The 11,775-nt window shown below is 68.8% G+C and carries 10 protein-coding genes and 2 pseudogenes; 5 read left to right on the top strand and 7 right to left on the bottom strand.

Annotated elements, in window-relative coordinates; all coding sequences use genetic code 11:
• Nucleotides 1-213: 213 nt before the first annotated feature.
• Together QMK24_RS28900 and QMK24_RS28895 are read right to left on the bottom strand one after the other, a co-directional pair.
• Nucleotides 214-777 carry a class I SAM-dependent methyltransferase gene (locus QMK24_RS28900; RefSeq protein WP_283469743.1) on the bottom strand — a complete coding sequence of 188 codons (564 nt, stop codon included), beginning with the start codon at nucleotides 775-777 and terminating at the stop codon, nucleotides 214-216.
• Nucleotides 778-1,060: 283 nt separating this feature from the next.
• Entirely contained in the window at nucleotides 1,061-1,912 is an 852-nt protein-coding gene (locus QMK24_RS28895; protein ID WP_283469742.1) for a helix-turn-helix domain-containing protein, read from the bottom strand.
• Between the two features lie 98 nt (nucleotides 1,913-2,010).
• Between QMK24_RS28895 and QMK24_RS28890 the strand changes: the two genes are divergently transcribed.
• From QMK24_RS28890 to QMK24_RS28875, 4 genes are all read left to right on the top strand, one after another.
• Nucleotides 2,011-3,354 (top strand): amidase, encoded by a 1,344-nt coding sequence (locus tag QMK24_RS28890; protein ID WP_283469741.1) that lies wholly within the window; start codon nucleotides 2,011-2,013, stop codon nucleotides 3,352-3,354.
• A gap of 62 nt (nucleotides 3,355-3,416) precedes the next feature.
• Nucleotides 3,417-3,851 (top strand): VOC family protein, encoded by a 435-nt coding sequence (locus QMK24_RS28885; RefSeq protein WP_283469740.1) that lies wholly within the window; start codon nucleotides 3,417-3,419, stop codon nucleotides 3,849-3,851.
• 99 nt (nucleotides 3,852-3,950) lie between these two features.
• The gene (locus QMK24_RS28880) at nucleotides 3,951-5,402 is read left to right on the top strand and encodes an amidase (RefSeq protein ID WP_283469739.1); all 1,452 of its coding nucleotides are present in this window, start codon (nucleotides 3,951-3,953) and stop codon (nucleotides 5,400-5,402) included.
• A 67-nt stretch (nucleotides 5,403-5,469) separates the two neighbouring features.
• Entirely contained in the window at nucleotides 5,470-6,018 is a 549-nt protein-coding gene (locus QMK24_RS28875; RefSeq protein ID WP_283469747.1) for a YciI family protein, read from the top strand.
• Here the strand turns inward: QMK24_RS28875 and QMK24_RS28870 are convergent.
• The 5 genes and pseudogenes from QMK24_RS28870 to QMK24_RS28850 form a co-directional block, all read right to left on the bottom strand.
• Nucleotides 5,957-7,507: an amidohydrolase family protein gene (locus tag QMK24_RS28870; RefSeq protein WP_283469738.1), complete on the bottom strand. Its 1,551-nt coding sequence runs from the start codon at nucleotides 7,505-7,507 to the stop codon at nucleotides 5,957-5,959. The two genes, QMK24_RS28875 and QMK24_RS28870, sit on opposite strands and share 62 nt — an antisense overlap.
• A gap of 160 nt (nucleotides 7,508-7,667) precedes the next feature.
• Nucleotides 7,668-7,841, bottom strand: a pseudogene (locus QMK24_RS28865) (SbtR family transcriptional regulator); the annotation flags it as partial.
• 240 nt (nucleotides 7,842-8,081) lie between these two features.
• Nucleotides 8,082-9,029 (bottom strand): hypothetical protein, encoded by a 948-nt coding sequence (locus QMK24_RS28860; RefSeq protein WP_283469737.1) that lies wholly within the window; start codon nucleotides 9,027-9,029, stop codon nucleotides 8,082-8,084.
• Nucleotides 9,030-9,164: 135 nt separating this feature from the next.
• Nucleotides 9,165-10,058, bottom strand: a complete 894-nt coding sequence (locus QMK24_RS28855; protein ID WP_283469736.1) for a transposase — start codon at nucleotides 10,056-10,058, stop codon at nucleotides 9,165-9,167.
• 23 nt (nucleotides 10,059-10,081) lie between these two features.
• Nucleotides 10,082-10,417, bottom strand: a pseudogene (locus tag QMK24_RS28850) (IS6 family transposase); the annotation flags it as partial.
• 355 nt (nucleotides 10,418-10,772) lie between these two features.
• On the opposite strand from QMK24_RS28850, the gene QMK24_RS28845 reads away from it, so the two are divergent.
• Nucleotides 10,773-11,747: an NAD(P)-dependent alcohol dehydrogenase gene (locus tag QMK24_RS28845; protein ID WP_283469735.1), complete on the top strand. Its 975-nt coding sequence runs from the start codon at nucleotides 10,773-10,775 to the stop codon at nucleotides 11,745-11,747.
• The last annotated feature ends 28 nt before the right edge of the window (nucleotides 11,748-11,775 follow it).

Below are 11,775 nucleotides of genomic sequence, written 5' to 3'. Positions count from 1 at the left end.
GAGCGGCAACCTCGCGGACCTCCAGCAACCCGAGCACCGACGGCATCACGACCTCCAAGGCCGAAGCGGAAACCTGATGCCTCAACACTTCCGCAGCGACGCCGACACTATTCCTGACCAGCGAAAACCAACCAACCGCGAGCGGAAAGACAACAACTTCTAACGCCCCGGCCATGCGGGGGCGATGCCCAGCTCAGGTGATGTGCCACCGGCTCAGGGCTCCTTGACGGCATGCAGCAGTGTGACGCTGAGCCACGGGCCGCCGTACCAGTACCCGGGGCCGAGTCCGCGCAGCGTGCCCTGCCCGATGTGCGCGGCGTATTTCCTGGCCATGGGCCAGAAGTCGGCGATGAGCAACTGCCCGCCAGGGCGCAGCACCCGCATGGCCTCGTCGACCGCGCGGTAGCGCGCCTCGGGCGACGGGATGTTGTGGATCGCCAGCGCGCTCGTCACGACGTCGAAGGAGCCGTCCGCGAAGGGCAAGGCGGTCATGTCGGCCGTATGTACTTCGACCCGGTCGGCGACCCCTGCCGCAGCGGCGTTGGCGAGGGTGACTTCGGGCCGGTTCCCGCTCTGGTCCTTGCCAGACCACAGGTCCACGCCCACGGCGTGTCCCGTCGGCAGCCGCCTGGCCGCCTCGATCAGCACCGCGCCGCGCCCGCAGCCCAGGTCCAGCAACTGCTCGTTGCCCTTCAAGTCGGCCCGGTCCAGCTCCCGCCTCCAGATGCGCAGCTTGCCGTGCAGTGTGGTGTGCAGGTAGATGACGTTGTGGGCCATGAGTACCGTCCCCGCCGTCACCATGGCTTTCCGTCCCGGCCGCCACCGGCCGGCGGCCAGGTAGCAGGCCGCGCCGACAGCGCCGAGTGTCGCCGGGAACGCTGGAGCGTCAACGCCGTATCGCGGCCGCTGAGGGGCCGGCAGTGGGGAGTCATTCCGGTTCTTGGACATACTCACAGTGTCACGAGCCCAATTGCCGGGCGTCTTGTAGAAATGTTCCCCCGTCACAGGTCACCCGCGACCGGCGCCACCGGCCGCGCGCCTGCCCGGTGCAGACCGTAGGTCAGGAAGTGGCCAGGTATTCGGGGGCGGCCCACGCGACGTCGTCGACCGCGAGCCACTGCGCGCCCGCGACGGCCGTGGGGGTCACACCGGCGAAGGCCATGACATCCCGGTGGAGGTGGGACTGATCGACGTAGCCGATCTCCGCCGCCACCCGTGCGGCGCTGTGACCCGCGGCCAGACGGTGGGCCGCGTGGTCGAAACGGACGAGCTGAGCGGCGCGCTTGGGGTTGAGACCGATCTGGGATCGGAACCGGGACCACAGACGCTTACGGCTCCAGCCGACCTCGGCTGCCAGCCGCTCGACCCGAACCCCACCCAGATTCGTCACCATCTGCGCCCACACGAAGGCGACCTCGGGCTCCACCGCTCGGCCTGCCTCGTGTCGTCGAAGGAGCGCGGCCTCCGCTATCGCGAACCGTTTGTCCCATGACCCGGCAGCGCGCAGTTGCTCCTGGGTGCGCGCGGCGTCGCGGCCCCAGAGGTCGTCGAGGGAGACCACCGTGGCGCCCGACTCCGCACAGCCGCCCAGCACCGCGTGCGCGACCGGCGGTGACAGCCGGATCTGCAGGCACCCGATGTCCCGGCCGCGGCCTCGAACGCCGCCGGACGCGAGCCCCACGACGACGCTGCCGCTCTGCTGCCGGCCGTTGAAGTCGTCGACGACGAGCGGCTCGTCGCCGAGGTCGACGGCCACCGTGACCGCCGGGTACGGGACCACGTCAAGGTCGTAGAGGTCGGTCGTGCGGGCGCGGAATCCGGCCATGCTGACCCCCGGCAGCCGGCCGCGCCGCGACGGTGTGGCGATGTCCCACAGTGACGCGAAGTCATGGGACGGCCCGGCGGAGCGCATGGCGCCAAGCTACGCGACATTCATCCAAGACGCGACGTCCGAGCCGCGATGACACTGACGGCTCCTGCAAGCCCCGCCCTCAGAAGGGACCGCCCGTGATGCGCTCGCCCATCGACCCGTTCACGTCCGCCGTCGAACTCGCCGCGGCAATCCGCCGAAAGGAGGTGAGCCCGGTCGAGGTGGCCGACTGCTTTCTCGAGCGGATGGACCAGCTCGCCCCCCGGCTGAACGCCTTCTGTCACCGGGCCGACGACGATGTCCGCAAAGCGGCGTCCGTCGCGGCCGACGCAGTGGCGCGGGCCGCGTCGCCCGAAGACCTTCCACCCTTCCTCGGCGACCCGGTGGTGCGACGGTTCGTGGACGCGGGCTTCGTGCTGCTCGGCAAGACCACGACCTCCGAGTTCGGCAGCCTGCCCTTCACCGAGAGCGACGCGCTGGGCATCTCGCGCAACCCGTGGGACCCGGACCGCACGCCCGGCGGGTCGTCGAGCGGAGCGGGCGCCGCCGTCGCCGCCGGAATGGCGCCCATCGCCCACGCGGAGGACGGCGGCGGGTCGATACGGATCCCCGCGTCGTGCAACGGGCTCGTCGGCCTCAAACCCACCCGCGGCCTGGTCACCAACGCAACCGTGGAGGTGGAGGGTCTCGGCACCAGCGGCGTGCTCACCCGCTCGGTGGCGGACGCCGCGGCGGTCCTCGATGTCCTGGCGCGTCACGACCCGGCCGCGTGGTGGTCGCCTCCGGCGCCGCGCACGTCCTTCGCCGCCGCGCTGACGACGGACCTGCCGACCGGGCTGCGGATCGGTGTGCTCACCGACTCCCCGATCGACGGGATAGCCGTGCACCCGGCGTGTGTTGCAGCCGTCGACGTCGCTCTTCGGACGCTCGAGTCGGCCGGCCATCACCTCGTCGACACCCCCCTTCCGCTGCCGCCGGCCGGCGAGCTGGTCGCGGCGTTCACGACCCTGTGGAACGTCGCCGGTGCCGGAATCGCACTCGCGGAGCCGGACCGTGTCGAGCCGCACAATCGCGCCCTGCGTGCGGCGGCACGAGGGATCGACTCGTGGGCGTACGCGGAAGGAGTGAAGAAGACCCAGCAGTTGTCGCGGCGCATCGTCGAAGGCTTCGTCGCCGGCTTCGACCTCCTCGTCACGCCGACGATGGCCTGCCTTCCGCCGCTCATTGGTGCCTGGCGGGCAGGCACCGACGACGATCCTCTGAGGGCACTGCTGAACAGCTATCCGATGGGGGTGTTCACGTCCGTGTTCAACGTGACCGGCCAGCCGGCGATCTCCCTGCCCGTCCACCACGACGAGGCCACCGGCCTGCCCGTCGGCATCCAGATCGTCGCCGCACCATGGCGGGAGGACCTCCTGCTCCAGGTGTCCCGCACTCTCGAACTCGCACACCCCTGGAGCGGTCGCCGCCCGCCCGTCAGCTGAGTACGGAGGCTCTTTCCCCAGGCCGGGGTCCCTCTGACAGCACGCGCCGCTATGGTGGTCCGATGGCATCGATCAGGCAGGTCCAAGTCACCTTCGACTGCGCGGAACCTCAGCGCGTCGCTCGTTTCTGGTGCGAGGTGCTGGGGTACGTCGTACCGTCGCCGCCGGAGGGGTTTGCTACTTGGGACGATTACGAACGTTCGCTGCCGCCTGAGCGTCAGGATTCATCGTTCGTCTGCAGTGATCCCTCAGGTGTCGGCCCGCGACTGTACTTCCAGCGCGTTCCCGAGGGGAAGGTCGTCAAGAATCGGGTTCATCTTTGCGTGCGGGTCGGCACCGGGCTCGTGGGTGACGAGCGCCTCGCCACACTCGAGGCCGAGTGCGTACGACTGATCGCGCTCGGCGCGGTACGCGAGCGAGTACTGCTTGCCGATGAGGAGAACGAGTCGTGCATCGTGATGCAGGACATCGAGGGCAACGAGTTCTGCCTCGACTGACGTGACTGAGGGGCCGCGAAGGCCGCGACGTGTCCTCGTTTCCCCGTTGCGCGAAGCGGCATTTCATGGCCTGTTCGAGAGGTCGGTACGGTCGGATTCATGGATTGGAACTTTCAGACGGCCGAAGAACTCGCGGCTGCCCTGCGTGCCGGTGAAGTGACCTCGGCGGAACTGACAGACAAGGCGATCGCCCGTATCGAGCGGGACGACAAGGAGATCAACGCGATCTGCGTGCCGGACTTCGACCGAGCGCGGGCCGCCGCGCTCGGCGCCGACCAGGCGCGCGCCCGCGGTGAGGACCGGCCGCTCCTCGGCATACCGGTGACGGTCAAGGAGTCCTACAACATCGCCGGAGTGCCCACGACTTGGGGCATGTCGCCGCACCGGAACTTCATGCCGGCCGAGGACGCGGTACAGGTGTCGAGGCTCAAGGCTGCGGGCGCGGTGATACTCGGTAAGACCAACGTGCCCGTGGGGCTGCAAGATATCCAGAGCTTCAACGAGATCTACGGCACCACCAACAACCCGTGGGATCACGGTCGCACGTCAGGTGGATCCTCCGGCGGATCGGCGGCGGCCCTGGCGTGCGGATTCGGTGCGCTGTCCATCGGCTCCGACCTCGCCGGCTCGTTGCGCACCCCCGCACATTTCTGCGGTGTCTACGCACACAAGCCGACACTCGGGCTGGCGGCCAACCGCGGTATGGTCCCGCCGTCCGCACCGGCCTTGCCGGTCGACCTCGACCTCGCCGTCGTCGGTCCGATGGCGCGCACCGCCCGCGACCTCACGCTCCTGCTCGACGTCATGGCCGGACCGGATCCGTTGACGCTCGGCGTGGCGCACCACTTGAGGTTGCCGCCCGCGCGCCACGAACGGCTCCGCGACTTCCGGGTCTTGATCCTCGACGAACATCCGCTCATTCCAACCGGGTCGGCGGTGCGGGCGGGCGTGAACCGAGTCGCCGACGCGCTTGTCGACGGCGGCGCCCACGTCGAACGGCACAGTCCGCTGCTACCCGATCTGACCGAGGCCGGGACGCTCTACAGCCAGTTGCTGGTTTCGGGCTCCGTCGCACGTTTTCCCGTCGAACCGTACGATCGGCTGCGGACCCGCGCCGCCGGACTGAGCGCGGACGACCAGAGTCTCGACGCGGCACGGCTGCGCGCCATGGTGTTCAGCCACCGCGACTGGCTCCAGGCGAACAACCGCCGCGAACTGCACCGCCACGGCTGGCGGCAACTGTTCGCCGAGTTCGATGCCGTGGTGTGCCCGATCACGCCCACTCCCGCGTTCCCGCACGACCACAACCCCAATCCGCTGGAACGCCGGATCGACATCGACGGCGTCGAGTACCCGTACTTCGACCAGCTCGTCTGGGCCGGCCTGGCCACCATGCCCGGCCTGCCCGCCACCGCCATACCAGCGGGCCGGGCCCCCGATGGCCTGCCGGTGGGAGTGCAGCTCATCGGTCCGATGTTCGAGGACCGCACCCCGCTGCGGCTGGCCGAACTGCTCGAGCAGAAGATCGGCGGCTTCCAGGTACCGAAGTAGCGTGCACTACCGGGTGTTTGTTGAGGAGGAGGCCTGGAAGCCGGGATTCCCTGCGAAGATCCAAGGGATGGAGTTCTTCTGCTACCACCGCGATCGATCCGGCTCCGTGGCGTTGCGCAACAAGCTGTTGGAAGAGCATTTGTCCTACATGGACCGGTACTCGAAGGAGATGATCGCCCGCGGTCCGACACTCGACGATGACCGCGAGACACCCACCGGCAGCACGCACATCGTCGACGTGCCGGACCCCGCCGCCGCTCGCGCATTCGCCTTCGACGAGCCCGGCTACCAGGCCGGCGTGTACCGGGACGTGTTGCTGCGCCGGTGGCACAACACGCTGGGACGCACCATGTGGGATTTCCCCGGCGGCCGGACCGGCGGCAACCGGTACCTGGTGCTCGGGCTCGGCACGGGACAGGCCGCCGACCTCGCCGAGCCGCCCGGCCAGGAGGAGCTGATCGCGTACGGGCCGCTGCTGTCCGACGACGGCACCACCTGGCTGGGCACGGCGGCGCTGGTCCGGGCGCCTGATCCGGACACGGCACGTGCCGTCCTTACGGCGGACCGGTATGCCGACATCGAGGTCCACAACTGGCAGTTCGGCGGGCGGCAGTGATGAACGGACGTGTCGTCGACCGCTGAAGGTTGGTGACCGCTGAGGCTCGCCCGTCCAGGGTCTCAGTTCCGGTCCTGGGTCCGGGCGTTGAGCACGTGGTCGCGTGAATCGGCGGCCGCCCGGCCAGGGCCGGCAGGTCGACGCCCAGGACCTGGCCGTTCCACTTGCGGACCTGGCCGGCGATGAATACGGCGGTGATGTTGCGGGGGTCGGAGCCCAGGACGACGGTGCCGATCGCGTCGTTGAGGGGCATGGTGTTGATGTCCTCGGCGTCGATGATCAACAGGTCGGCCTGCTTGCCCGGGGTGAGGGAGCCGGTCACCTCCCCGAGGCCGTTGGTCCTGGCGCCCTGGAGGGTCGCGAAGTCGAGCACGTCGTGGGTGCTGATCCGGCGCGGCTGGCCCGGGTCCGGGGTCCCGTAGGCGGCGTTGACCGCCCGCATGCGCTGGATGGCGTGCAGCGCGCGCATCTGGGTGAACATGTCGCTGGCCAGGGCGACCTCGACGTCGATACCGAGGCCCGGCCGGATGCCGGCCGACAGCGCCTCATCGATGGCGGGGATCGCGGAGTCCAGACCGATTTGGGCTTCGGAGGTGGGCGCCAGGGACACGGTGGTTCCGGTGTTTGCCATCGCCTGCCAGGCCTGCTGCGCCAGGCCCGTGCAGTGAATGAGCGTCACCTGTGGCGTCAGCAGGCCCTCCTCGGCCCAGTGGACGATGGCTGTGGAGGCGGTCGCGCCGAAGACCGCATCGATACTGACGCCGAAGCCCAACTCCCTTGCCGCCCGGGCGAGCTGTGGCCCGTAGGCGAGGTCGGGTCCGGCGATCTCATCGGTCGCCAGTGCCGCCAGGCGCAGGCTCAGCAGCGGGTGGTCGCCGGTGAAGTACTGCGCGTGCAGACGTGTGAGGTCACCGGGCCACTGCCGGTCCCAGCCGCCGAAATGCGGTCCCATGGAGGCGTGCACGCCTCGGATGCCGGTGTCCATCAGCGCCTGGACGGCCTGGACGGCCTGGACGGAGTGGGCGGGGGTGCGTGAGTTGTGTGAGAAGTCGAGCATGCAGGTGATGCCGCTGTCGATCGCGGTCAGGGCGGCGAGCCGGGTGCCGACGTACACGTCCTGCGGACGGTAGACGGGGGCCAGACCCGCGAGGGTGGTCAGCACGTATTCGCCGAGGTCGTTCACGTCCGGCATGAGCCGGCGCAGCTGCGCCTCCCAGGCGTGCCGGTGCGTGTCGACGAATCCGGGGGAGAGGATGAAGCCTGACGCGTCGATGACCACGGCGTTCTCGGCCGCGCCCTGGGACAGCAGATCGGGGGCCACTGCGCGGATGACGTCTCCCTCGATCAGGACGTCCGCTGGCGCCAGGATGCCGAGGGCGGGATCCATGGTGACGACGGTGGCCCCGGTGATCAGAGCTCGGCGGTCGGAGTCCGTGGACTGGTTGTTCAGTGCGTCGATCAGTGAGCTTGCATCGCGTCGGAGGTTCACGGGTTGGTCCTTGGTCCCTGTAGGTCTGACTATTGGGGCGGACCAGGCCGACCCCGGCAGCCCCTCCACCCATGCCCTGACCCTCCTGGGCACACTCATCACTGCGCCCCCGCTCCCGCCCAGCGCCGCGACGCCCGACCGGCTGCGCTCCGAGCGCTGATCACGGGCGCTGGAGAGCGATCAATCCGTCGAGGGTGAGGTCGAGGAGGCGTTCGGCCTGCTCGCGCTGCTCGGATTTGCCCGAGGTGAGGGCGATTCCGGTGAGGGCGGCGAACATGTCGGTCGTGCTGATGTCCGACCGGATCGTGCCGGCCGGGATGGCGACTTGCATGAGGGACGCTTCATCGACTACGCCATCGCCAAACGTCCGTCGACGGCGGCATGGCACAGGTCTGACAGCCGCTTCATCGAGGATCGGTCCCCCTCCGAGGATCGGTCCCCTCCGAGGACCGGGCCGCCCCTCCGAGGACCGGGCCGTCCGTCCGAGTCGGCACCCCTCTCTCCGAGTCGGCACCCCTCTCTCCGGGGCGGCACCCCGACTGCGGGGTACCGCCCCGGGGAGTTGACTGGCGGACTACGGTAGTTGGTCGATGATCCAGGAGCCGAGTTCCTCCGTCATCAGCGTGTGGCCCTCGTTCTGGGACGCGAGCTTGTAGTCGTCCAGTCCGCTGTCCTCCGGCGGCAGACTGTCGACGGGCGTGTACAGGTCGTCGTGCGTGGCGATGTCGCGGAGGTCGACCGCGCTGGCCGTCGGCACGAAGCAGTGGTCGCGGATGAGGGCCTCGGAGGCCATGCCGGCGTACGAGGGAAGCGCGTTGAGCGAGTCGGCGAGGATGCCGAAGCCCTCCAGGGTGCCGCCCGGGGCGCCGTCGATGTCGGGCAGGCCCGAGGTGCGGATCGCCGGCTTCTGCAGGGTCACCACCCTCAGTTGCGCGACGAGTTGGTTGTCGCCGGTGGACTGGGCGAAGAGGTTGGTGCCCGTGATGGCGAGGCCCTTGCCCTGGAACGTCTTCACGCCGGGCTGGGTGCCATTGCCCGCGCCGTTGCCCACGCCGGTGGAGACGCCTATCTTCCGGGGGCGCACCGGCCAGTTGCCCATGCGCTCCATCTCGTCGAGGAAGTCGGTGCGTTCCTTGCTCGTCTCGGGGGTGTCCTGCCAGTGGGAGATGTGCTGCCACAGAAGTTGCTGGGCGGCCGGGCTGTTCATCTGGTTCGAGAACCGGTCGTCCAGGTCCTTGGTGTAGTGAGCGAAGGCCTGCAGGGCGATGGGGATCCAGGCGCCGCGGTGCGGGCTGTCGTAGGAGAAGTAGAGCTCGGTGCGGTGGTCCATCCGCTGGCGCTCCAGCTTCAGGAGGGCGTACCGCATGACCAGACCGCCCATGCTGAAGCCGCCGACGGCGAGGCCGTGTTCGCCGCTCATCTCCTGGGTCGCCCGCTGGATTGCCGCGAGCGCGACCTGTGCGTTGTCCTGGATCGCCGCGCTCGCGCTCGTGGAAGCCGAGGATGATGACGTCCCTGCCACGGCGGCGGATTTCGCTGAGGAACGCGTAGTCGCGCCAGTCGAGGCCGTCCCAGAGCATCGCCACGTCACTGGGGCCGGAGTTGAAGCCGTCTGCGATGATCACGGGGCGGGTCAGACACCCCATGTCGTTTGGTGTCAAGCGGTATGGGGGTGGGCGTGGTGTGACCAGGCGGTTGCTTCGTCGTAGTGGGTGAGGGTTTTGAGGCAGCCGTGGAGGATGCCGACGAGGCGGTTGCCGACCTGGCGGAGGGCGGGGTTGTAGCCGACTTCGCGGGCGCGTTGTTTGTCGTAGTACTTGCGGGCGCCGGGTGAGGCGCGCAGGGCGGAGAACGCCTGGGTCTGGAGGGCGTCGGCGAGGCGGTTGTTGCGGACGTAGCGGGCTTGGACGTGGTGGCTTTTGCCGGAGGCCCGGGTGATCGGGCTGGTGCCGGCGTAGTTCTTGCGGGCTTTCGCGCTGTCGTAGCGGGTGGGGTCGTCTCTGAACTCGGCGAGCACCCGGGCGCCGGTGATCTCTGCGATGCCGGGCATCGAGAGGTAGATCTCAGCGTCCGGGTGCGCCAGAAAATGCTTCTTCACCTGTACTTCCATCGCGGTGATCTGCTCGTTCAGCGCGATCAGCAGCCGGGCGTGGGCCGTGGTGGTGGCCGCGTAGGCGGCGGTGACCTGTTCGGGCAGGCCGAGCTGCGGCTCACGCAGGGCGGTTTGGATGGTGGCCGCCTTCGCGTCGCGATGGTGTCGGCGGTGGCGGGCCAGGACTGCGGTGATCTGGGTGCGGGTCAGCTTCACGGCCGCTGCCGGTGTGGGTGCCTTGATCAGCAGTTCCAGCGCGTCAGTGCTGGTCAGCGTCAGATCCGCGTAGGCGTTCAGGGCGGCGGGGAAGTACTCGCGCAGCGCGGTGCGCAACCTGTGGAAGGTGCGGGTGCGTTCCCAGATCAGGGTCTGGTGGGCGCGGGCGACGACCTTGACGGCCTGCGCCTGCTCGCTGTCTCCGGCCACCGGCCGCAGCTGGGCCCGGTCGATGCGGACCATATCGGCCAGCGCATGGGCGTCGCCCGGTGGTTCTGGACGAGGATGTCCAGGACGTTGCCGTCGGTGTCCACGGCCCGCCACAGGTACTTCTGCTCGCCGTTGACCTTGATGAAGACCTCGTCCAGGTGCCACTTGTCGCCGGGCCGCGGGCGCCTGCGGCGCAGCGCGTTCGCGTAGTCCTGCCCGAACTTCAGACACCATCGGCGGATCGTCTCGTGGGAGACGATGACGCCGCGCTCGAGCATCAGTTCCTCGACCTCGCGGAACGACAGCGGGAACCGGAAGTACAGCCACACGCAGTGCGAGATCACCTCCACCGGATACCGGTGATTGCTGTACGACGGCGACCCGGACGACACGAAACGACCCCTCCGACGACAACCAACCACAAGATCATTCCACAGACGCCCGACAACGTGACAGCACCCTGTCGGCAGATCATGAGCACCGTCTGAGCAAATCCGGGTGATCATGAGCACTGGTGACGGTCGGTAGCTGCCCTCGGGAGTCCGTCTCCCGGAACCAGGGCGCTTATCGTCCAATCAGTCCGACGGGCCCGCGTGCCAGATCGTGCCCGACATGCGGGAGATCCGTGCGTCACCTAGGGATTGCCCCCGATGCGCGCATTGAGGTCACTCGCCTACGGTCATGAGTGGTGCTGACTCTCCGGCCAGCCGATCCATTCCGCACTGACCCGCGCGTTACGGAGACCCGATGAAGGCGATCGTTCAGGACCGGTACGGCTCACCTGACGTTCTGGAGCTCAGGGAGGTCGACAAGCCGGTGGCCGCCGACCATGAGGTGCTGGTACGGGTCCACGCGGCCGCGGTCAACGCGCGCGACTGGCACCTCATGCGGGGCGACCCGTACCTGGTGCGCCTGGTGTTCGGGTTCGGCAGGCCGAAGACGAAGATCCGGGGCACGGACTTCGCGGGTCGGGTGGAAGCGGTGGGCATGGACGTGAAACGGTTCCGTCCCGGTGACGAGGTATTCGGCGAAGCCGACGGAGCATTTGCCGAGTACGTGTGTGCCCCGGACAACGTGGTGGAGTCGAAACCGGCCAACCTGACGTTCGAGCAGGCGGCCGCGGTGCCACTGGCGGGGAACACCGCCCTCATGGGCCTGCGCGATCTGGGGCGAGTGCAGCCGGGACAGAAGGTCCTGGTCAATGGTGCTTCAGGTGGCGTGGGGACGTTCGCCGTACAGATCGCCAAGGTGTTCGGCGCGGAAGTGACCGGCGTGTGCAGTACGCGAAACGTGGACCTGGTCCGGTCGATCGGCGCGGACCACGTCATCGACTACACCCGGGAAGACTTCACCCGGAACGGAGAACGGTACGACGTCGTGTTCGACCTGGTGGGCAACCGTTCGCTGACCGAGTGCCGACGCGCGCTGACACCCGCGGGGACGCTCGTGCTGTCTGGCGGGGGCGTGTCCGAAGGCGGCAGTCTGGTCGGGCCGATGGGTCTCATCCTCAGGGGGCAGGCGCTGTCCCGCTTCGCCCGCCATCGGCTGCTCGTACTCACGGCGACGCCGAGCAAGGAGAACCTGGCGGCGCTGAGGGAACTCGCCGAGTCCGGACAGGTCACCCCGGTCATTGACCGGACCTACCCGTTGAGCGAGGTACCCGAGGCCATCCGGTACCTCGAAGTGGACCACGCGCGCGCGAAGGTCGCCATCACCGTGTGACGGTGCCCCTGCCGAAAACCTCATCCGC

Origin of the sequence: Streptomyces sp. PH10-H1, from assembly GCF_030063355.1 — a bacterium.
Classification (GTDB): Bacteria; Actinomycetota; Actinomycetes; order Streptomycetales; family Streptomycetaceae; genus Actinacidiphila.
This window is presented reverse-complemented; position numbering and strand designations above follow the sequence as displayed.